The organism is Pseudomonas sp. JC1203 (assembly GCF_056175065.1).
Window position 1 is genome coordinate 86,240 of sequence record NZ_JBWCAM010000009.1, and the last position, 19,413, is coordinate 105,652.

A 19,413-nucleotide genomic window follows, 5' to 3' on the forward strand; every position below is an offset into this window, starting at 1 on the left:
CCGCTTCAGGCTTGAGAATCCAAATCATGAACAATCCTGTCGGAGTCACCCATCATGCGTCTTAAAACTGCCGTAGTAACGCTCGCCCTGCTCTCGGTACCAGTTGGCTCGGCCATGGCCGATGGTTTCCTGAGAGACGTACTGTCTTCCGGTGCAACCACGGGTTCCACCTACCTGACGTTCCGCCACCACAAACTGATCGTCGCCGCCCAGGATGACGCCGGCAGCTATGTGGCGAGCAATGGCAGCATCAAGGGGCCTTACCTTGAAGCGGCAATGCAACAAGTGCGCACCGATAACCCAGGTTTGAAGGCTTCGGACATGGAATTGGCCAACGCCATCCTGATCAAGGGCGCAGAGCCAGTCGGCGAATAAGCCTCGCTTTGTGGGAGCTGGCTTGCCAGCGAGTTGTTGCGGTCAAGAAGCTCGCTGGCAAGCCAGCTCCCACAATTAGTAGTCGCTGCTACGGGGTTCTGTAGTCATCCACCGGCACGCACGCGCAGTACAGGTTCCTATCCCCATACACGTTGTCGACCCGGTTCACCGCTGGCCAGTATTTATGCGCCAGGGTGTGACTGCTGGGGGTAATTGCCTGGGCGATGGGGTATGGGCGCTCCCAAGGTGCGGTGATGTCGGCAAGGGTATGCGGCGCGCGCTTGAGCGGGTTGTCCTCGGCAGGCCAATGGCCGTTGGCGACCTGGGCGATTTCGGCGCGAATGCTCAACATCGCTTCCACGAACCTGTCCAACTCGGCCTTTGATTCGCTTTCGGTGGGCTCGATCATCAGCGTGCCCGGCACCGGGAACGACATGGTTGGCGCGTGGAAGCCGTAGTCCATCAGGCGCTTGGCCACGTCCTCCTCGCTGATGCCGGTCTGCGCCTTCAGTGGCCGCAGGTCGAGGATGCATTCGTGCGCCACGCGCCCGTTGCGGCCGCTATACAGCACCGGGAAGGCGCCGCCCAGCTGGTTAGCCAGGTAGTTGGCGGACAGTATCGCCACCTCGGTGGCGGCCACCAGCTGCGGCCCCATCATGGCGATGTACATCCAGCTGATGGGCAGGATGCTGGCGCTGCCCCAGGGCGCGGCGCTGACCGCGCCGTTGTTCGGCAACGGCCCGTCGATGGGCACCACCGGGTGGTTGGCCACGAACGGCGCCAGGTGCGCGCGCACGCCAATCGGGCCCATGCCCGGGCCACCGCCGCCATGGGGGATGCAGAAGGTTTTGTGCAGGTTCATGTGCGACACGTCCGCACCGATATCGGCCGGGCGCGCCAGGCCCACCTGGGCATTGAGGTTGGCGCCGTCCATGTACACCTGGCCGCCATGCTGGTGGACGACCGCGCAAATGTCGACGATGCCTTCTTCGTACACGCCGTGGGTCGAAGGATAGGTGGCCATCAGGCAGGAGAGCTTGTCGCCCGCCGCCTGCGCCTTGGCCTTGAGGTCGTCGAGGTCGACGTTGCCGGCCTCGTCGCACTCGACGATCACCACCTGCATGCTCGCCATTTGTGCCGAGGCCGGGTTGGTGCCGTGTGCCGACGCCGGAATCAGGCAAATGTTGCGCTGCCCCTGGTGGCGGCTCTCATGGTATTTGCGGATGGCCAGCAGGCCAGCGTATTCGCCCTGGGCACCGGAGTTGGGCTGCATGCAGATGGCATCGAAGCCGGTGATGGCGCATAACCATTGTTCCAGCTCGTCGATCATGGCCTTGTAGCCACGCGCCTGCTCTACCGGGGCGAACGGGTGCAGGTTGGCGAATTGTGGCCAGGTGATGGGGATCATCTCGCTGGTGGCATTGAGTTTCATGGTGCAGGAGCCCAGCGGGATCATCGACTGGTTCAGCGCCAGGTCCTTGTTTTCCAGCTGCTTGAGGTAGCGCAGCATCTCGGTTTCGCTGTGGTGCAGGTTGAATACCGGGTGGCTGAGGTAACCCGATTCACGCTCAAGCGCGGCGGGAATCCCGGCCGGCAGGGTTTCAGCATCCAGCGCTGCCACCTCCAGCCCGTGGTCGGCGCCCAGCAGAATGTCCCACAGCAGGCGCACGGTGGCGGCGTCGCAGGTTTCGTCGAGGCTCAGGCCAACGTGGCCACGCCCCAGAATTCGCAGGTTCACCCGCGCCGCCTGCGCACTGTCGATGATCGCCGTCTGGGCGCCGCCAACGTCCAGGGTGAGGGTGTCGAAGTAATGCTGGTTGACCCGGCTGATGCCCTTGCGCTCAAGCCCTGCGGCGAGGATTTGCGTGAGCCGGTGCACCCGCTGGGCAATGCGGCGCAGGCCGTCGGGGCCGTGGTACACCGCGTAGAAGGCGGCGATGTTGGCCAACAGCACCTGCGCGGTGCAGATGTTGGAGTTGGCCTTCTCGCGGCGGATGTGCTGCTCGCGGGTTTGCAGGGCCATGCGCAACGCCACGTTGCCACGGGCATCTTTGGACACACCGATGATGCGCCCGGGTATGGCGCGCTTGTACTCGTCGCGGCTGGCAAAATAGGCCGCGTGGGGCCCGCCATAGCCCATGGGCACGCCGAAGCGTTGGGTGGAACCCAGCACCACGTCAGCGCCCATCTCCCCGGGTGGGGTAAGCACCAGCAGGCTCAGCAGGTCGGCGGCGACGCAGGCGATGGCCTGCCGCGCGTGCAACTGCTCGATCAGCGGGCGCAGGTCGCGGACTTCACCGTGGGTGTCGGGGTATTGCAGCAACGCGCCGAACACGTCGTGGCTGGCGAGGTTCTCCACCGTGTCGATGACCAGCTCGATGCCAAAGCCTTCGGCCCGGGTCTGCACCACCGAGATGGTCTGCGGGTGGCAGTTGCTGTCGACGAAGAAACGCGGGCTTTTCGACTTGCTCACCCGCCGTGCCAGCGCCATGGCCTCGGCGGCGGCGGTAGCCTCGTCCAGCAGCGAGGCGTTGGCCAGTTCCAGCCCGGTGAGGTCGATGATCATCTGCTGGAAATTGAGCAACGCTTCCAACCGGCCCTGGGCGATTTCAGGCTGATAGGGGGTATAGGCGGTGTACCAGCCGGGGTTTTCCAGCACGTTGCGCAGGATGACGGCGGGAGTCAGGGTACCGTGGTAGCCCAGGCCGATGAGGCTGGTCCATACCTCGTTCTGCTCGGCGTGGCCGCGCAGCTTCGCCAGGGCAGCGGTTTCATCCAGCGCCGGGGGGAGGTGGAGGGGGCGGTTGAAGCGAATGCCGGGCGGTACCGTCTGTTCGATCAGTTGGTCACGGCTGGCCAGGCCCAGCGCCTCAAGCATGGCGCGCTGCTCCGCGGCATCGGGGCCGAGGTGGCGGCGGGGAAAGGCGTCGGGGTCTTGCAGTTCGCTAAGCGGTGGCAACCGGGACATGGCGGCTCTCTTTTCCGAGACATGGCTTACAACAGGCCTCGACGGGTCGAGGCCTGTTCAGTCTAGAAAGAGATTGCCGCCCGTGCCGGGAAGTTGCTTACTCGCCGATGGCGGCTTTGTAACCAGCGGCGTCCAGCAGCTTGTCCAGTTCGGCGGGGCTGCTTGGCTTGAGCTTGAAGATCCAGGCGCTGTAGGGCTCTTCGTTGAGCGATTCAGGCGCGTCGGCCAGCGCTTCGTTGACGGCGATCACTTCACCCGAAACCGGCGAGTAGATGTCGGAGGCGGCCTTCACCGACTCGACCACGCCTGCTGCGTCGCCAGCGGCGAACACTTTGCCCACTTCGGTCAGTTCAACGAACACCACGTCACCCAGGGCTTCCTGGGCGTGGTCGGAGATACCCACGGTCACGCTGCCGTCGGCTTCCAGGCGCGCCCACTCGTGGCTTTCGGCAAAACGCAGGTCAGCAGGAATATTGCTCATGATTTTATTGTCCTCAACAGGGTCGGCGGCAGGCCCGCGCAAAAGTCAGATCAGGGTTTTGCCATGGCGCACGAACGTGGGGCGCACTACCCGCACTGGGTACCACTTGCCACGGATTTCCACCTCGGCACGGTCGGCGGTGGCCATCGGAACGCGCGCCAGGGCGATCGATTTGCTCAACGTAGGTGAGAAACTACCACTGGTGATCTCCCCTTCGCCAATTTCTGCGATACGAACTACCTGGTGGGCACGCAATACACCGCGCTCTTCCAGCACCAGCCCGACCAGTTTTTCGCTGGCGCCCTGCCCGCGTTCAGCCTCCAGCGCCTGACGGCCGATGAAGTTTCGCTGCACCGGCTCCCAGGCAATGCTCCAGGCCATGTTCGATACCAGGGGCGAGTGCGCCTGGTCGATATCCTGGCCATAAAGGTTCATGCCTGCCTCCAGACGCAGCGTATCCCGGGCCCCCAAGCCAATCGGGGCGATGCCGGCGCCGACCAGGTCGTTGAAGAAAGCCGGGGCATCGGTGGCCGGAAGCACGATTTCCAGGCCGTCTTCACCGGTGTAACCGGTACGGGCGATGAACCAATCAACGTCGGGCAGGCCCTGGAATGGCTTGAGCTGATTGATCAGGTTCGCGCGCGCCTGGCTCACCAGCTGCGCGACCTTATGCCGCGCCTGCGGGCCCTGGATGGCGAGCATCGCCAGCTCGGGGCGCTCGCTGACGCGCACATCGAAACCGTTGGCGACCTTGCCGATCCAGGCCAGGTCCTGGTCACGCGTGGCGGCGTTGACCACCAGGCGATAACCGTCGTCCAGCAGGTAGACAAGCATGTCATCGACGATGCCACCACGCTCATCGAGCATGGCGCTGTACAGCGCCGCGCCGGTGCCTTGAAGGCGCGCGACATCATTGGCCAGCAGGTGCTGGAGGAAGGCCTGGGCCTGGGGCCCGGCGATGTCGATGACGGTCATGTGCGATACATCAAACACGCCACAGTCGCGACGCACCTGATGGTGCTCCTCGACCTGCGATCCATAATGCAGGGGCATGTCCCAACCGCCAAAATCGACCATTTTGGCGCCTAGCGCCAAATGCAGGTCATACAGAGGCGTACGCTGTCCCATGGGTTTCTCCTTCCGGGCTTGGCGAAGGCGCGAATACTGGGCAAACCACCCGCAAGGCTCTGGAACAGGGCTTTGCGGGGTGCCTATAAGACCAGATCACAATGACCGGCCGCGCCGAATGCCGCGCATTGTAGCCGCAAGGCGCGGCCCTGACACCTCTGGGCAGAGGCGCCATCAGCTTTGACCGATACGCCGTGCCGAACGTCGAATCAGCCCGATCACCGGCAGCAGCCCCACCAGCACGAGGGTCAGGGCCGGCAGTGAAGCGCGCGCCCATTCCCCTTCGCTGGTCATCTCGAATACCCGCACGGCGAGGGTGTCCCAGCCGAAGGGGCGCATCAACAGCGTAGCGGGCATTTCCTTCAGCACGTCGACGAACACCAGCAACGCCGCGCTCAGTGCCCCCGGCAGCAACAGCGGCACGTACACCCGGGTGAACAAACGCACCCCGCCAACCCCCAGGCTGCGCGACGCTTCGGGCAGCGACGGGCGAATTTTCGCCAGGCTGCTTTCCAGCGGGCCGTAGGCAACCGCCATGAAACGCACCAGGTAGGCGACCAGCAACGCCACCAGGCTGCCCAGCAGCAGCGGCCGGCCCGCCAGGGGGATGACCAGGGCTTTATCCAGGTAGCTGAAGGCCAGCATGATCGCCACGGCCAGCACCGAGCCGGGCAACGCATAACCCAGGTTGGCCAGCCCCACGCCGGCGCCGATGGCCCGGGTGGGCGCCTGGCGCCGCGCAAATGCCAGCACCAGCGCCACCGCCACCGTTGCCAGCGCAGCCAGCGAGCCCAGGTAAAGGGTGTGCAGGATCAAGCCCAGGTAACGCTCGTCCAGGTCGAACCGCCCACGCTGCCAGCACCACACCAGCAGCTGCGTCACCGGCACCACGAAGGCACAGGCGAACACCAGGCCACACCAGCCGGTGGCCGCCGCGGCTTTCCAGCCGGTCAGGTGATAGAGCATGTGCCCGCGCACGCGTTCGCTGCCGGCATGGGCCGCACCCCGGGCGCGCCGCTCGCCATACAGCACCAGCACCACGGCCACCAGCAGCAGGCTGGCCAGCTGCGCGGCGCTGGAGAGGCTGAAGAAGCCGTACCAGGTCTTGTAGATGGCGGTGGTGAAGGTGTCGAAATTGAACACCGCTACCGCGCCGAAATCAGCCAGGGTTTCCATCATCGCCAGGGCAATGCCAGCACCAATGGCCGGCCGCGCCATGGGCAGGGCCACGCGCCAGAACGCCTGCCAGGGTGTGTGCCCCAGCACCCGCGCCGCTTCCATCACCCCACGGCCCTGGGCCAGGAAAGCGGTGCGCGCCAGCAGGTATACGTAGGGGTAGAACACCAGCACCAGCACGATGACCACCCCGCCAGTCGAGCGCACCCGCGGCAACCGCAGGCCGCTGCCGAACCACTCGCGCAGCAGCGTCTGCACCGGCCCGGCAAAGTCCAGCAGGCCAACGAAGACGAACGCCAGCACGTAGGCAGGGATGGCGAACGGCAACATCAGCGCCCAGTCCAGCCAGCGCCGCCCGGGGAACTGGCACAGGCTGGTAAGCCACGCCAGGCTCACGCCCAGCAGGGTAACGCCCAGGCCGACACTGGCCAGCAAGCTCAGGGTGTTGCCCAGCAGGCGCGGCAACTGCGTGGCCCACAGGTGCTGCCAGATGGCAGCGTCGATGCTCTGCCACGACAACAGCAACACGCTCAGGGGCAGCAGCACCAGCGCCGCCATGGCGAATACCGGCAGGTACCAGCGGCGCGGGTTCACGGCCAATCAGTTCCAGCCAGCACGGTCCATCAGGCGGATAGCCTCGGCCTGGCGCTTGCCCGCCACTTCCACCGGCAGGGTGTCAGCCTTGAACGTGCCCCAGCCCGCCACTTCCGCTGAAGGCTGGACGGCGGGGTTGGCCGGGAATTCCTGGTTGGTGTCGGCGAAGATCTTCTGCGCCTCGGGCCCGGTCATCCACTCCACCAGCGCCTTCGCGGCTTCAGGGTGCGGCGCGTGGCGGGTGAGGCCAATGCCCGACAGGTTGACGTGCACGCCACGGTCTTCCTGGTTGGGCCAGAACAGCTTGATCGGCAGTTGCGGGTCCTGGCGGTGCAGGCGCCCATAGTAGTAGGTGTTGACGATGCCCACGTCGCATTGGCCGGCCTTGATGGCCTGCAGCACGGCGATGTCGTCGGAGAACACGTCGGTGGACAGGTTGTTCACCCAGCCCTTGAGGATGGCTTCGGTCTGCGCCTCGCCGTGGGTTTCGATCAGGGTGGCGGTCAGCGACTGGTTGTAGACTTTTTTCGCCGTGCGCAGGCACAGGCGCCCTTCCCACTGTTTGTCGGCAAGGGCCTCGTAAGTGGACAAATCATCCGGCGTTACCCGTGCTGTGGAGTAGGCAATGGTTCGCGCGCGCAGGCTGAGGCCGGTCCATTCATGGCTGGCGGCGCGGTACTGCGGCGGGATGTTGGCGTCGATGACGCTCGATTGCATGGGCTGCAGGATGCCCATCTGCTCGGCCTGCCAGAGGTTGCCGGCGTCGACGGTCAGCAGCAGGTCGGCGGTGGCGTGCTCACCCTCGGCCTTGATGCGTTGCATCAACGGCGCTTCCTTGTCGGTGATGAACTTGATCGGCACACCGGTCTTGGCGGTATAGGCGTCGAAGACTGGCTTGATCAGCTCGTCGATGCGCGAGGAATACACCACCACTGCATCGGCGGCGCGGGCTTCATGGGCGAACAGGCTGAGCGCCAGGGCAATGAAAACGCGCTTGGATGGCAGCATGGAAATAACCCCCGATATCGAATGAGGGGCAAATGGTAGAGAAACGCATTTGCCATCTCAATCGAAGTCGAAAGCAAGAAGTTTCCAGATGTTTCCTCGAAGTTATAAAGATAACTCGATACGTTAGCAGCAACTGTCTTCAAACCGCGTTGCCGGCATCGCGACTAAAGTCGGCTCCTACACCGTGCGCGGTAGGCGCCGGCCTTGGCCGCGATGCAGGCGACGCGATGGGCGGGTGCCCGCGTCCCTGTAGCAGCTGCCTAAGGCAGCGTCCAGGTTCACCGCGGTGTGCCGGGAAAGGCGCGGCGCCCTGGACGCGGCCTGCGGCCGCTGCTACAGGAACCGAGTTGCGTGCTGGGTAGGAGCCGGCCTTGGCCGCGATAGGCGGGTGCCCGCGTCCCTGTAGCAGCTGCCTAAGGCAGCGTCCAGGCTCACCGCGGTGTGCCGGGGAAGGCGCGGCGCCCTGGACGCGGCCTGCGGCCGCTGCTACAGAAACCGAGTTGCGTGCTGGGTAGGCGCCGGCCGTGGCCGCGATGCAGGCGACGCGCTCGGCGGGGCGCCTGCGTAATTGCGGGGGCCCTGGCCGCTGGTACAGGGTTGCAGGAAGGGTTACAGAGGTTTGGCCAACTCTGGCAGGTCGCCGCTCAAACCCAGCGCCTGGCGCACGAACAGCGCCTTGGCCTCGGGCATCTGTTCCACCCACTTCAAACCGCTGTTGCGCAACCAGCGCACCGGCAACGGGTCGGCCTGGAACAGCCGTTCAAAGCCCTCCATGGCCGCCATCAACGCCAGGTTGTGGGGCATGCGCCGGCGTTCGTAGCGGCTCAGCACGCGCACATCGGCCAGGCGCTCGCCCCGGCCAGCGGCATGCAGCAGCTCTTCGGCCAGCACCGCGGCATCCAGGAAGCCCAGGTTCACACCCTGCCCGGCCAGCGGGTGGATGGTGTGCGCGGCGTCGCCGATCAGCACCAGGCCTTCGGCCACGTAGCGTTTGGCGTGGCGTTGGCGCAACGGCACGCACAGGCGTTTGTCGGCGTGCTCGACCTTGCCCAGCCGCCCTTCGAAGGCACGCTCCAGTTGCGCGCAGAAGGTGTCGTCGTCCAGCGCCATCAGGTGCTCGGCTTCCTTGGGCGTGGTCGACCAGACGATGGAGCACCAATGCTGCTGGTCGGCATGTTCCAGCGGCAGGAAGGCCAGCGGGCCGTCGTCGGTGAAGCGCTGCCAGGCAGTGCGCTGGTGCGGCTGGGCGCAGCGTACGCTGGTGACGATGGCGTGGTGCAGGTAATCCCACTCACGGGTTTCACAGCCAGCCAGCCGGCGTACGGCGGAATGGGCGCCGTCGGCGGCCACCACCAGCGGCGCGCGCACGGTGCGGCCATCGGCCAGGGTCAGCAGCCAGTCGTCACCGGAGCGGCGCAGCTGCTCCAGACGGGCGTTTGCCAGCAGGCCGATGTCGCTGTCGTGCAGCTGTTCCAGCAAAGCGTCCTGGACCACGCGGTTCTCGACGATATGGCCCAGGGTCTCGGCATGCACGCTGGCCGCACTGAAGTGAATGTGGCCGGTGCCACTGCCATCCCACACGCTCATGTCGCCGTAGGGGCTGGCGCGGCGCCGGGCAATGCCCTGCCAGGCACCCAGGCGTTCAAGCACGCGCTGGCTGGCGGCCGAAAGGGCGCTTACCCGCGGTTCGAACGGCGCCTGGGCGTCGAACGCCTTGACGCTGAGGGGGCTGCCGTCGACCACCAGGATTTCCAGGCCGCTGTTCTGCAACGCCAGGGCCAGGGCACTGCCCACCATGCCGGCGCCGACTACTACCAGATCTGCACGCATTTCCATGCTTCAAGCCTGTTCCACGGGGCTGATGGGGGAGTAAAACGACGCGACCATGCTCAACCCTGCATATCTGCGCGGGTGCCCAGGCCCATGGCCTGGCGGGCAAACCAACGCTTGGCCGGCGGCAGCAGGTCCAGGCCCAGCAGGCCCAGGTTGCGCCCGGCGGCCACCAGCGGCTGAGAGGAGCCGAACAGGCGGGTGACCTTGTCGGAGAAGCCCACGGTCAGGTCCTGGTCGGCGCGCTGGCTTTCGCGGTAACGCTGCAAGGTGGCGAAATCGCCCAACGGCGCCTGGCTGGCCAACAGAGTGTCGGCCAGCGACTGCACATCACGCAGCGACAGGTTGAAACCCTGGCCGGCGATAGGGTGCAGCGCGTGGGCGGCATTGCCCAGCACCACCAGGTGGGGGCGCACCTGCTCTTCGGCTTCTACCAGCGTCAGCGGGTACAGGTGGCGCACGCCCACCTGCTGCAAGGTGCCCAGGCGGTAGCCGAACACGCCTTGCAGCTCCTTGAGGAACGCGCGCTCGTCAATCTCGGCCAGGCGCTGGGCGTCCATGCCCTGGCGGGTCCACACCAGCGCGCAACGGTTGTCGGGCAGCGGTAGCAGCGCCATGGGGCCGTCATCGGTGAAGCGTTCGAACGCCAGGCCTTCATGGGGCTGGCTGGGGCTGATGTTGGCGATCAGCGCGCTCTGGTCATAGGGCCGGCGGCGCACGCCAATACCCAGCTGCTCGCGCAGGCCGGAACGGCCGCCGTCGGCCAGCACCGCCAGGTCGCAGTCCAGGCTGGTGTCGTCGTTGAGGGTCAGGCGGTAGCCGTCCTCGCGCACCTGCAGGCGGGTGACTTCGGCCGGCACGCGCCAGCTCACTACTTCCGGGTCGAGCGCCTGCCACAGGCACTGGCCCAGCCAGGCGTTTTCCACCACGTAGCCCAGGGCCGGCACGCCTTCTTCCAGCGCGGTAAGACGGGTGACGCCGAAGCGCCCGCGGTCCGACACGTGGATTTGCCGGATAGGCTCGGCGCGGCGGTGAATGTGCTGCCACAGGCCCAGGCGCTCGTAGATCTGCCGGGTACCGAACGACAGCGCCGAAGAGCGCGCGTCGTAGCTGGGCTGGTAGGTATCGCCAGGGGCGAACGGCTCGATCAGCATGATCTTCCAGCCGCGCGCCTTGGCGCCGGCCTGCAGGGCCAGGGCCAGGCTGGCGCCGACCAGGCCGCCGCCGATGATTGCCAGTTTGACGCGGTTCATGCGGCCTCGGTACGTGCTTGAGCCATCAAGGCTTCGATTTCGGCGACGGTCTTGGGCACGTCGCGGGTCAGGATGTCGCAACCGCTGCGGGTTACCACCACATCGTCCTCGATACGCACGCCAATGCCACGCCATTTCTTGCCGACGCTGGTGTTGTCGGGGCTGATGTAGATGCCCGGCTCTACCGTCAGGGTCATGCCCGGCTCCAGCACTCGCCACTCGCCGCCCACGCGGTAGTCGCCGACGTCGTGCACGTCCATGCCCAGCCAGTGGCCGGCACGGTGCATGTAGAAGGCGCGGTAGGCTTCGTTGACGATCAGCTCGTTGACGTCGCCCACCAGCAGGCCCAGTTCCACCAGCCCTTCGGTGATGACCCGCACGGTGGCTTCATGGGCCTCGTTCCAGTGGCGGTTCGGGCCGATGGCGGCGAAGGCCGCTTCCTGGGACTTGAGCACCAGCTCGTAGATGGCTTTCTGCTCGGGCGAGAACGTGCCGCTGACCGGGAAGGTGCGGGTGATGTCACTGGCGTAGCAGTCGATCTCGCAGCCGGCGTCGATCAACACCAGGTCGCCGTCCTTGAGCAGTGCATCGTTCTCCTGGTAGTGGAGGATGCAACTGTTGCGGCCCGAGGCGACGATGGAGCCATAGGCCGGCATCTTCGCCCCGCCCTTGCGGAATTCGTAATCGAGTTCGGCTTCCAGGCTGAACTCGTACAGCCCGGCGCGGCACGCCTGCATGGCGCGCACGTGGGCACGGGCGGAGATCTGCGCGGCGTGGCGCATGACCTTCACCTCGTTGGCCGACTTGTACAGGCGCATGTCGTGCAGCAGATGGTCCAGGGCCACGAATTCTTCAGGCGGCTGCGACCCCAGGTCGGCCTTGGAGCGGATGACGTTGATCCACTCCATCAGGTGCCGGTCGAATTCGGTGTTGCTGCCCATGGCCGTGTACACCCGGTCGCGGCCTTCGATCAGGCCGGGCAGGATGTCGTCGATATCGGTGATGGGGAACGCATCGTCGGCGCCATATTCGCGAATGGCGCCTTCCTGGCCAGCCCGCAAGCCATCCCACAGCTCACGCTCGGGGTTGCGCTCACGGCAGAACAGCACGTACTCGCCGTGCTCGCGGCCGGGGATCAGGGCGATCACCGCCTCGGGCTCGGGGAAGCCGCTCAGGTACTGGAAGTCGCTGTCCTGGCGGTACACGTGCTCCACGTCACGGTTGCGAATGGCAACGGCGGCAGCAGGCAGGATGGCGATGCTGTTGGGCTCCATCTGCGCCATCAGAGCCTTGCGCCGACGCGCATATTCCGACTTCGGGATGTGGATTACTGGCACAGGTGGGCCCCTTTTCGCATCAGTGCAGGGATGGCTTGGCAGCGGCCGTCGGCTTGGCGCACTCGGTGAACAGCAGCATCGGCGCCACGCGCAGGTACTCCATCACTTCCATGTAGTCGCTTTCGGCGTCTTCGGATTCTTCCAGCGCTTCCTGCACCTGCGAGATGGCATCCATGTCCTGGAGGATTTCCTGGGCTTCCTGGCTCAGGGTCTTGCCACCCGAGTGCAGGCCGAAGCCGGTGAGGAAGCCTTGGCACCATTGGCCCAGGGCGGTGGCGCGCTCGGGCAGCGGCGCATCGTCGCTAGGCAGCAGGATGACGATGGTCACGTCTTCGCCGGTGAGTTCGCCTTGCACCATCTGCTGCAGGCCAACCAGCGCATTGCGCACGTTGTCCGCAGGTTCGGTGTCCAGCGACAGCGCGGCGTCGGCCAGCCAGGCTTCGGCGTCGAAGTCGGCGCCTGCGCAGCTACGGCCCAGCAGCAAGCCGTGCAGCTCGGCAGGGGAGACGGGGTGACCGCCTGCATTGAGCAGGTCGGCAAAGCCTTGATACGGGGATTTCTGAATAGACATGGCAACTAGGCGCCAGGCGGCGCAATGACTAGAATGAAGACCTTGTATCCTAGCACCGGCAGGCGCGCCAAGACCATCGACGCGGCCAACTCGTTAACGTGCAAGGCCTTGCGCCACTCACTGATTGTAGCGAACGGGACCCCATGGAACAGAACGACCTGCAAGCGCTGATGGGCCGACTCGAGCAATTGATCGACCGAGTCGAGCAACTAAAACGCCAAAACGGACTCCTACTAGCTCAGGAAAAATCCTGGCGCGAGGAGCGCGCACACCTCATAGAAAAAAACGAAATCGCCCGGCACAAGGTCGAATCGATGATTTCGCGCCTCAAGGCCCTGGAGCAAGACTCATGAGCTCAAGCAATAGCGTCACTGTTCAGATCCTCGACAAGGAATACTCGATCATTTGCCCACCGGAGGAGCGCAGCAACCTGGTGAGCGCCGCGCGCTACCTGGATGGCAAGATGCGCGAGATCCGCAGCAGCGGCAAAGTCATCGGCGCCGACCGCATCGCCGTGATGGCCGCGCTGAACATTACCCATGACCTGTTGCACAAGCAGGACACGCCAGAAGTGGCGGTGAACGGTTCGACCCGTGAACAGGTTCGCGACCTGCTCGAACGCGTCGACCTGGTGCTCGCCACTGATCAGGATGAAACCCGGGGCTGAAACATTGTGATTGTTTCGGGTATACTTGCGCCGCTCCCTGGAGTGCTTGCCAGTCGGTCATGTCCCTGAGCCGATACGCACAACCACGGGGGTTGCACGCTGGGGCCGGTGCGCATGTCCGCTTGACGGAAAGCCTTAACGCCTCCTGCAATCTCCACCTTGAACTTTCGGGTTCAAGGGCTACACCGACAGCGGTTCGTCGGGGAGTCTCGCTTTACTTGCCCTTGCCTGGCCTAGCCGGCAGGGGCATCCGCCCCGCCGCCCTGCGCGGCCCGGGCGCCTCTGGATGGCCTTCGCCATGACCCAACCCGCACCACCTTCGCGCGCCCAGCTGCGCCGCCAGTTGCGCGATGCACGCCGCGCCCTCAGCCCTGCCCAGCAACGCCAGGCCGCACGCGGGCTGTACCGCCAATTGGCCCAGCACCCGCTATTCCGCCGGGCCCGCCATGTTGCCCTGTACCTGCCCAACGACAGCGAAATAGACCCACGCCTGCTGCTGGCCGAAGCCCAGCGCCGCGGCAAGAAAACCTATTTGCCGGTGCTCAGTGCCTGGCCCAGGACCAAAATGGTGTTCCAGCAGGTGCGCGCGGGTGAGGCATATCGTCGCAACCGCTTCCGCATCCCTGAGCCGCACATCAACCCTGCACGCCAGCGCGTCATCTGGGCACTGGACCTGATCCTGCTGCCGCTGGTGGGGTTCGACGAGGTCGGCGGCCGGCTGGGCATGGGCGGCGGTTTTTATGACCGCAGCCTGGCCTACCGCAGCCGTCGTGACGCCTGGCACAAACCGATGCTGCTGGGGCTGGCCCATGAGTGCCAGAAGGTTGCCCAGTTGGCGCAGGCCAGTTGGGATGTACCCTTGCAGGGGACTGTTTCAGACCGGCGCTGGTACCTGGCCTGACCCTGCAGGCGCTGCCGCAGGCACAAAAAAGGCCCATCGGCATGCCGATGGGCCTTTTTTTCGCGCTGGAATCAGCGGTACTGGACGGGCGCGTTCACGTCCACGGGGGCGTTGGCCTTGCGGTCCCACAGCGTCTGCGCGTAACCCGTGGTCACGACTCCCAAACCGAACAAAATGACCAAAATCCATAGCAAATCCGGTTTGCGGCGCATCAATTGCCCCCCTTCAGGCAAGTCGTGATGAAGTCGGGCGCTGAGGTTTGAAGATGGCCCGGTAATTATGTGAAGCGTAAAATGCGCGCATTCTGCGGCAACATGACGCGACACGCAAACACTGGCGTCAACCGACTGTCGGGTTGTCGTGAAAACGCCATAATGGCAAATTCAGTTACAAATCTGGAGCACCACACATGGCCTACTGGCTGATGAAATCCGAGCCAGACGAGCTCTCCATCAAGGGCCTGGCAAAGCTGGGCGAAACCCGCTGGGATGGGGTGCGCAACTACCAGGCGCGCAATTTCCTGCGCGCCATGGCGGTGGGCGACGAATTCTTTTTCTACCACTCCAGCTGCCCGGAGCCAGGTATTGCCGGCATCGCCCGCATCAGCGCGGCGGCCTACGAAGACCCCACCGCCCTGGACCCGGAAAGCGCCTACCATGACGCCCGCGCCAACGCCGACAAGAACCCCTGGAGCGCGGTGGACGTAAGCCACGTGGAGACCTTCGCCAAGGTGCTGGGCCTGGGCTACCTCAAGCAGCAGGCGGCGCTGGCCGAACTGCCGCTGGTGCAGAAAGGCAGCCGGCTGTCGGTGATGCCGGTGACCGCCGAGCAATGGGCGGCGGTACTGGCACTGCGCTGAGGCTTACTGCACGATCAGGTTGTTGAACAGCAAGTCCTCGACCATCGGCTTGCCCTCTTCGCTGGTCATGACCTGTTGCACCTGCTTGAGCGCTTCCTGGCGCAGCTTTTCCTTGGACTCGACGTTGCTCAGCGATTCCACGGTCTGTTGCGAGAACAGCGCCACCAGCTGGTTGCGGATCAACGGGTCCTGGTGCTTGACCGCTGCTTCCGCCTCGGGCCCGGTCACGCGCAGTGCCACGTCAGCCTTGTACACGTGCAGGCGCGGGCTGCCGTCCAGCGCATAGTTGCCCACGAAGGGCGGGCTCAGGGTGATGTAGCTCACTTTCGGTGCGCCGCCCTCTTCCTTGCCTTCCTCGGCCATGGCCGCCGACACGGGCAGCGTCAGGGCCAACGCCATCAAGATCCACGCTTTCACAAATTCGTTCCTCATTCTGTTGGCGCAAGCATAACAAGATAACCCACGGGCCGGCGCTTATGGACGCCTATCAGCTGGGGGCATGCTCGTTGACCGCACATTCGTCACACCTACACTTATCGGCCACAACCTGCAAAGGAATAGCCCGATGAAAGCTGTGCTGTGCAAAGCCTTCGGCCCCGCCGAAACCCTGGTACTGGAAGACATCGCCAGCCCGGCGATCAAGAAGAACGAAGTGCTGGTGGAGGTGCACGCCGCCGGGGTCAACTTTCCCGACACGCTGATCATCGAAGGCAAATACCAGTTCAAGCCGCCCTTCCCCTTTTCCCCGGGTGGCGAAGCGGCTGGCGTGGTGCGCGCGGTGGGTGAGAACGTCAGCCACCTGAAGGTTGGGGACCGGGTAATGGGCCTGACCGGCTGGGGCAGTTTCGCCGAGGAAATCGCCGTACCTGGTTACGCCGCCATGCCCATTCCAGACGGCATGGACTACAAGACCGCCGCCGCTTTCAGCATGACCTACGGCACCTCCATGCATGCCCTCAAGCAGCGCGCCAACCTGCAGCCGGGCGAAACCCTGCTGGTGCTGGGTGCCTCCGGCGGCGTGGGCCTGGCGGCGGTGGAAATCGGCAAGGCCATGGGCGCCCGGGTGATAGCCGCGGCCAGCAGCGCCGACAAGCTGGCGGTGGCCAAGGCAGCCGGCGCTGACGAGCTGATCAACTACAGCGAAACCAACCTCAGGGATGAGATCAAGCGCCTGACCGGCGGCAACGGCGTGGACGTGATCTACGACCCGGTGGGCGGCGACCTGTTCGACCAGGCCGTGCGGGCCATCGCCTGGAATGGCCGCCTGCTGGTGGTAGGCTTTGCCAGCGGGCGCATCCCGGAATTGCCGGTAAACCTGGCGCTGCTCAAGGGCGCTGCGGTGGTCGGGGTATTCTGGGGCTCGTTTGCCCAGCGCCAGCCGCAGGACAACGCGGCCAACTTCAAGGCGCTGTTCCAGTGGTTCGCCGCGGGCAAGCTCAAGCCGCTGGTTTCAGCCACCTATCCTTTGGCTGAAGCGGGCGCAGCCATTCACGCGCTTGCCCATCGCCAGGCGGTCGGCAAGTTGGTGATCGCCGTGCGGTGAGCCCTTCCTGTTCAGGAAAAGGTTCTGAATGGTGCATTCCCCTCGATGACGTTGAACTGGGTGCCGCAATCGTCCGGTTGCAACCTCATCGAAAGGGAATTCACCATGAGTGTATTTACTGTCTACTTCTGCGGCACCGGCGCCACCAGCTTTGGCAACAACCACCCTGACTACTGGAACGGCGAGCTGGTGGCGACGCTGGCCGCCAACAGCCTTGGCCGCGAATTCGCCGACTGGATCGTCGTCGACGGGCCGGGCAGCGGCAACCTGCAAGCCGACATGCTAACCGTCGAATCCAAGGACCACCCGTACGCGGGCCCGACATTTGGCAAGGGCTGGGAAACCAATGTTCGCCACGCCTTGAACATGATCAAGGGCGAATTCGAATGGCAGCGCGACAAGCTCAACGAAGCCGATTACCAGGCGCTGAAGAAATCTGGCGTGCCCATCCAGGATGTGCTGGTCAAAGGCAGTTTCTGGGCGCGGGTGTACGACTACGGTGACCGGAACCCAACCCCACAGCAGCTGCAGCAGCAGATCGTCAACCAGTTCCGCAAGGGCGGCAAAATACCCAGCCAGGTCAACCTGGTAGGCTGGAGCCGCGGCGGCATCAGCTGCCATATGCTCGCCAACGCCATGCTCAAGGACCCGGCCCTCAAGCATATCCCGGTGAACATCTTCGCCATCGACCCGGTGCCGGGGCTGCTGAACTTCCAGCCAGAGCGCGTTACCTTGGGCAGCAATGTGCGCGAATACGTGGCGTTTTACGCACGCGACGAACGCTCGAAGGGCTTCGCTTGCGTAATTCCCAAGGTGACTGGCCATGCGAAGGTCCGCATCTATCCGTTGCCTGGAAGGCACGCAACCCTGGTGGGCAATGCCGCCGAGGACGGCGTGGCCGGCCCCAAAGCGCTGGCAGAGCCAGGTATTGTGGTACGCCACCTGGCAGAAACCTGCCTGCTGCGTTGGGGCGTGAACCTGCAGAAGTGCCTTAAGCTGGACGCGGCCGCATTGAAGACTGCCCACAACACCATGCATCTCAACGACGCCTGGTACGCCAACATGCGCAAGTACAGCTACACGTACCTTACCGAGACCGAGAAGAACGAGCGTGCGGTGAGCCATGGAACGCAATGGGCGCCTTTTTCGGCCATCGGCGGCGCGGCATTCACGCCGGCCATTGGCCTGGGGGCGCCAGTGGCAGCAGTCCAGGGCATGTACCGGGAACTCCTGCCTCCGGCAACCGGCGCCTAACCTTCGCGCGTGTGGCAGCGCTTGATGCGCGCCTCCAGGTTGCGGTCGGGCATCTCATGGCTGCGCAGGGCGCTGATGGTCTGCTGCACGTAATCCAGGGTGCTGCCAAAGCGCCCACTGGCGCTTTCCAGGATGTGGCTCAACAGGTTGTCGGGCAGGTTGCCCGCATAGCTGGGCAAGTGCCGCTCCAGCACGAAGCCCAGCGCCTGAACCTTGGTGCCGTCTTCAAGGCGGCAGTTCAGCCAATGGGGGCGGTAGGACGGGTAAGGCATCTCCCGCTGCCATAGCGCCAGCAGTGAGTCCTGCAGTTGCTCTTGCGGCAGCCGGTAGGCGAAGCCACTGCAGGAGCCGCCACGGTCCAGGCCGAACACCAGCCCGGGCCGTTCCGGCGTGCCGCGGTGCTCGTGGGACCACAGGTAGAGACCGCGATGGTAGCCATGTACCCGCGCCCGGCGGCGTTCCACCGTGCTGCACTCCGGCCGCCAGATAAGCGAGCCGTAGGCAAACAGCCACACCGGGCCGCCTTTATGACGTGCCATGGTGGCGTGAAGTGAGTGCACCAGTTGCTCGTGGGTCAATTGCGGCCCGAGATCGAGCGAAGGTGGGTAAACCTCATTAAAGTGTGCAGTTTCGATAGCCGACATAGTCGTCGCCTGATTTCCCCGTGAATCGACAAGGCCAATCCACTTTAACCGATTGCTACAGCCCCGCTGTTACCGTACGGCAGATAACCTCAGAAAAACAAGCCCTTGCAAACGCTTATAAGCAAACCGAAATGGTTTGGTTATAAAGCACCTTTGTGGATCGGCAACCTTGAACACGCACCGAAGTGGCACTTTCGCGCCTGCAAGTTCACCGCCTATTGCCTGAGAATAGTGCACCTTAGGCGGGTGTAAACTTTCCTACAGAATATTCAGAAGTTTCAGGGCTAGATACTTCCTATCGATATGAGCGAAAAAGCGCACCTTCGGTAAATAGCGGTTCACTGTCATGAAACTTACCTTCAGCACTCTCCTGGGCCTGCTGCCTGCCGCCCTAGGGGCCTGGGCCCCGCTCGCAGGTGCTGAAACCAATAGCTTCTGGCTGCTGCAGGGCAGCGTCATCACCCGCCATTTCGCCAGCAACCACCACTACAACAACCGCCAGGACCTGATTGGCCTGGAGCGCAACCTGGCGTCGGGGCTCATCGTGGGGGGTGCGACGTTCCGCAATTCATTCAGCCAACGCTCGGCTTATGCCTATGCCGGCAAACGTTTCGAGGTGGCGGACTCCGCGCTGTATTACAAGCTCAGCGCAGGGGTGATTCATGGCTACAAGGGCGCCTACCGCGACAAGCTGCCGCTCAACCGCTACGGCATTGCGCCGGCGGTAATCCCCGGCGTCGGCGCCCATTGGGGGCCGGTCACCGGGGAAATAGTGCTGTTGGGCCTGGCCGCGACCATGCTCAACGTCGGGTTCCGCTTCTGAA

At 64.5% G+C, this 19,413-nt stretch carries 20 protein-coding genes and 1 other RNA gene; 9 read left to right on the forward strand and 12 right to left on the reverse strand.

Annotated features, from left to right (window positions below):
- Positions 1-54: 54 nt before the first annotated feature.
- Complete coding sequence (locus AC0SZ7_RS15205) at positions 55-375, forward strand: DUF2388 domain-containing protein (RefSeq protein ID WP_475505162.1); 321 nt, start codon at positions 55-57, stop codon at positions 373-375.
- Between the two features lie 88 nt (positions 376-463).
- On the opposite strand, the gene gcvP is transcribed toward AC0SZ7_RS15205, so the two are convergent.
- From gcvP to AC0SZ7_RS15250, 9 genes are all read right to left on the reverse strand, one after another.
- On the reverse strand, positions 464-3,343 hold the full coding sequence (gene gcvP, locus AC0SZ7_RS15210; protein ID WP_475505163.1) for an aminomethyl-transferring glycine dehydrogenase: 2,880 nt from the start codon (positions 3,341-3,343) through the stop codon (positions 464-466).
- 97 nt (positions 3,344-3,440) lie between these two features.
- The gene (gene gcvH, locus AC0SZ7_RS15215; protein WP_475505164.1) at positions 3,441-3,824 is read right to left on the reverse strand and encodes a glycine cleavage system protein GcvH; all 384 of its coding nucleotides are present in this window, start codon (positions 3,822-3,824) and stop codon (positions 3,441-3,443) included.
- Positions 3,825-3,869: 45 nt separating this feature from the next.
- Positions 3,870-4,952 carry a glycine cleavage system aminomethyltransferase GcvT gene (gene gcvT, locus AC0SZ7_RS15220; RefSeq protein ID WP_475505165.1) on the reverse strand — a complete coding sequence of 361 codons (1,083 nt, stop codon included), beginning with the start codon at positions 4,950-4,952 and terminating at the stop codon, positions 3,870-3,872.
- 174 nt (positions 4,953-5,126) lie between these two features.
- On the reverse strand, positions 5,127-6,686 hold the full coding sequence (locus AC0SZ7_RS15225) for an ABC transporter permease (RefSeq protein WP_475505298.1): 1,560 nt from the start codon (positions 6,684-6,686) through the stop codon (positions 5,127-5,129).
- Positions 6,687-6,728: 42 nt separating this feature from the next.
- Positions 6,729-7,730 (reverse strand): extracellular solute-binding protein, encoded by a 1,002-nt coding sequence (locus AC0SZ7_RS15230; RefSeq protein WP_475505166.1) that lies wholly within the window; start codon positions 7,728-7,730, stop codon positions 6,729-6,731.
- A 609-nt stretch (positions 7,731-8,339) separates the two neighbouring features.
- The gene (locus tag AC0SZ7_RS15235) at positions 8,340-9,560 is read right to left on the reverse strand and encodes a 2-octaprenyl-3-methyl-6-methoxy-1,4-benzoquinol hydroxylase (RefSeq protein WP_475505299.1); all 1,221 of its coding nucleotides are present in this window, start codon (positions 9,558-9,560) and stop codon (positions 8,340-8,342) included.
- 59 nt (positions 9,561-9,619) lie between these two features.
- Positions 9,620-10,813, reverse strand: a complete 1,194-nt coding sequence (gene ubiH, locus AC0SZ7_RS15240) for a 2-octaprenyl-6-methoxyphenyl hydroxylase (RefSeq protein WP_475505167.1) — start codon at positions 10,811-10,813, stop codon at positions 9,620-9,622.
- A complete protein-coding gene (gene pepP / locus AC0SZ7_RS15245) occupies positions 10,810-12,150 on the reverse strand; it encodes a Xaa-Pro aminopeptidase (protein ID WP_475505168.1) in 1,341 nt (446 codons plus the stop codon). Before pepP ends, ubiH begins: the two co-directional genes overlap by 4 nt.
- A gap of 19 nt (positions 12,151-12,169) precedes the next feature.
- Positions 12,170-12,721 carry a YecA/YgfB family protein gene (locus AC0SZ7_RS15250; RefSeq protein ID WP_475505169.1) on the reverse strand — a complete coding sequence of 184 codons (552 nt, stop codon included), beginning with the start codon at positions 12,719-12,721 and terminating at the stop codon, positions 12,170-12,172.
- Between the two features lie 143 nt (positions 12,722-12,864).
- Here AC0SZ7_RS15250 and AC0SZ7_RS15255 point away from each other — a divergent pair, with 143 nt between their 5' ends.
- The 4 genes from AC0SZ7_RS15255 to AC0SZ7_RS15270 all read left to right on the forward strand — a co-directional run bounded on the left by AC0SZ7_RS15255 (position 12,865) and on the right by AC0SZ7_RS15270 (position 14,289).
- Positions 12,865-13,074: a TIGR02449 family protein gene (locus AC0SZ7_RS15255; RefSeq protein WP_081719218.1), complete on the forward strand. Its 210-nt coding sequence runs from the start codon at positions 12,865-12,867 to the stop codon at positions 13,072-13,074.
- The gene (locus tag AC0SZ7_RS15260) at positions 13,071-13,388 is read left to right on the forward strand and encodes a cell division protein ZapA (protein WP_475505170.1); all 318 of its coding nucleotides are present in this window, start codon (positions 13,071-13,073) and stop codon (positions 13,386-13,388) included. The genes AC0SZ7_RS15255 and AC0SZ7_RS15260 overlap by 4 nt, the downstream gene beginning before the upstream one ends.
- A 31-nt stretch (positions 13,389-13,419) precedes the next feature.
- Positions 13,420-13,598, forward strand: a non-coding RNA gene (gene ssrS / locus AC0SZ7_RS15265) — 6S RNA.
- An 88-nt stretch (positions 13,599-13,686) separates the two neighbouring features.
- Complete coding sequence (locus tag AC0SZ7_RS15270) at positions 13,687-14,289, forward strand: 5-formyltetrahydrofolate cyclo-ligase (protein ID WP_475505171.1); 603 nt, start codon at positions 13,687-13,689, stop codon at positions 14,287-14,289.
- Between the two features lie 71 nt (positions 14,290-14,360).
- Here AC0SZ7_RS15270 and AC0SZ7_RS15275 read toward each other — a convergent pair whose 3' ends face one another.
- Complete coding sequence (locus AC0SZ7_RS15275; protein WP_475505172.1) at positions 14,361-14,501, reverse strand: hypothetical protein; 141 nt, start codon at positions 14,499-14,501, stop codon at positions 14,361-14,363.
- A 197-nt stretch (positions 14,502-14,698) separates the two neighbouring features.
- Here AC0SZ7_RS15275 and AC0SZ7_RS15280 point away from each other — a divergent pair, with 197 nt between their 5' ends.
- Positions 14,699-15,148, forward strand: a complete 450-nt coding sequence (locus tag AC0SZ7_RS15280; protein ID WP_475505173.1) for an EVE domain-containing protein — start codon at positions 14,699-14,701, stop codon at positions 15,146-15,148.
- A gap of 3 nt (positions 15,149-15,151) precedes the next feature.
- Here AC0SZ7_RS15280 and AC0SZ7_RS15285 read toward each other — a convergent pair whose 3' ends face one another.
- A complete protein-coding gene (locus AC0SZ7_RS15285) occupies positions 15,152-15,565 on the reverse strand; it encodes a flagellar basal body-associated protein FliL (RefSeq protein ID WP_475505174.1) in 414 nt (137 codons plus the stop codon).
- Between the two features lie 148 nt (positions 15,566-15,713).
- Here AC0SZ7_RS15285 and AC0SZ7_RS15290 point away from each other — a divergent pair, with 148 nt between their 5' ends.
- Both AC0SZ7_RS15290 and AC0SZ7_RS15295 read left to right on the forward strand, forming a co-directional pair.
- Positions 15,714-16,691, forward strand: a complete 978-nt coding sequence (locus AC0SZ7_RS15290; RefSeq protein WP_475505175.1) for an NADPH:quinone oxidoreductase family protein — start codon at positions 15,714-15,716, stop codon at positions 16,689-16,691.
- A 105-nt stretch (positions 16,692-16,796) separates the two neighbouring features.
- Positions 16,797-17,945 carry a hypothetical protein gene (locus AC0SZ7_RS15295; protein ID WP_475505176.1) on the forward strand — a complete coding sequence of 383 codons (1,149 nt, stop codon included), beginning with the start codon at positions 16,797-16,799 and terminating at the stop codon, positions 17,943-17,945.
- On the opposite strand, the gene AC0SZ7_RS15300 is transcribed toward AC0SZ7_RS15295, so the two are convergent.
- Positions 17,942-18,589, reverse strand: a complete 648-nt coding sequence (locus AC0SZ7_RS15300) for a gamma-glutamylcyclotransferase (protein WP_475505177.1) — start codon at positions 18,587-18,589, stop codon at positions 17,942-17,944. The genes AC0SZ7_RS15295 and AC0SZ7_RS15300 overlap by 4 nt on opposite strands.
- Positions 18,590-18,935: 346 nt before the next feature.
- On the opposite strand from AC0SZ7_RS15300, the gene AC0SZ7_RS15305 reads away from it, so the two are divergent.
- Positions 18,936-19,412, forward strand: a complete 477-nt coding sequence (locus tag AC0SZ7_RS15305) for a sn-glycerol-3-phosphate transporter (protein WP_475505178.1) — start codon at positions 18,936-18,938, stop codon at positions 19,410-19,412.
- The last annotated feature ends 1 nt before the right edge of the window (position 19,413 follow it).

Excerpts from the sequence above, each read along its gene's own strand:
- AC0SZ7_RS15305 (WP_475505178.1), top strand. The coding sequence starts at position 18,936 with ATGAAACTTACCTTCAGCACTCTCCTGGGCCTGCTGCCTGCCGCCCTA.
- gcvT (WP_475505165.1), bottom strand. The coding sequence starts at position 4,952 with ATGGGACAGCGTACGCCTCTGTATGACCTGCATTTGGCGCTAGGCGCC.
- AC0SZ7_RS15250 (WP_475505169.1), bottom strand. The coding sequence starts at position 12,721 with ATGTCTATTCAGAAATCCCCGTATCAAGGCTTTGCCGACCTGCTCAAT.
- AC0SZ7_RS15300 (WP_475505177.1), bottom strand. The coding sequence starts at position 18,589 with ATGTCGGCTATCGAAACTGCACACTTTAATGAGGTTTACCCACCTTCG.
- AC0SZ7_RS15205 (WP_475505162.1), top strand. The coding sequence starts at position 55 with ATGCGTCTTAAAACTGCCGTAGTAACGCTCGCCCTGCTCTCGGTACCA.
- AC0SZ7_RS15255 (WP_081719218.1), top strand. The coding sequence starts at position 12,865 with ATGGAACAGAACGACCTGCAAGCGCTGATGGGCCGACTCGAGCAATTG.
- AC0SZ7_RS15270 (WP_475505171.1), top strand. The coding sequence starts at position 13,687 with ATGACCCAACCCGCACCACCTTCGCGCGCCCAGCTGCGCCGCCAGTTG.
- AC0SZ7_RS15260 (WP_475505170.1), top strand. The coding sequence starts at position 13,071 with ATGAGCTCAAGCAATAGCGTCACTGTTCAGATCCTCGACAAGGAATAC.
- AC0SZ7_RS15290 (WP_475505175.1), top strand. The coding sequence starts at position 15,714 with ATGAAAGCTGTGCTGTGCAAAGCCTTCGGCCCCGCCGAAACCCTGGTA.
- gcvH (WP_475505164.1), bottom strand. The coding sequence starts at position 3,824 with ATGAGCAATATTCCTGCTGACCTGCGTTTTGCCGAAAGCCACGAGTGG.
- AC0SZ7_RS15230 (WP_475505166.1), bottom strand. The coding sequence starts at position 7,730 with ATGCTGCCATCCAAGCGCGTTTTCATTGCCCTGGCGCTCAGCCTGTTC.
- AC0SZ7_RS15280 (WP_475505173.1), top strand. The coding sequence starts at position 14,699 with ATGGCCTACTGGCTGATGAAATCCGAGCCAGACGAGCTCTCCATCAAG.
- gcvP (WP_475505163.1), bottom strand. The coding sequence starts at position 3,343 with ATGTCCCGGTTGCCACCGCTTAGCGAACTGCAAGACCCCGACGCCTTT.
- AC0SZ7_RS15235 (WP_475505299.1), bottom strand. The coding sequence starts at position 9,560 with ATGCGTGCAGATCTGGTAGTAGTCGGCGCCGGCATGGTGGGCAGTGCC.
- AC0SZ7_RS15275 (WP_475505172.1), bottom strand. The coding sequence starts at position 14,501 with ATGCGCCGCAAACCGGATTTGCTATGGATTTTGGTCATTTTGTTCGGT.
- AC0SZ7_RS15225 (WP_475505298.1), bottom strand. The coding sequence starts at position 6,686 with ATGGCGGCGCTGGTGCTGCTGCCCCTGAGCGTGTTGCTGTTGTCGTGG.
- AC0SZ7_RS15295 (WP_475505176.1), top strand. The coding sequence starts at position 16,797 with ATGAGTGTATTTACTGTCTACTTCTGCGGCACCGGCGCCACCAGCTTT.
- ubiH (WP_475505167.1), bottom strand. The coding sequence starts at position 10,813 with ATGAACCGCGTCAAACTGGCAATCATCGGCGGCGGCCTGGTCGGCGCC.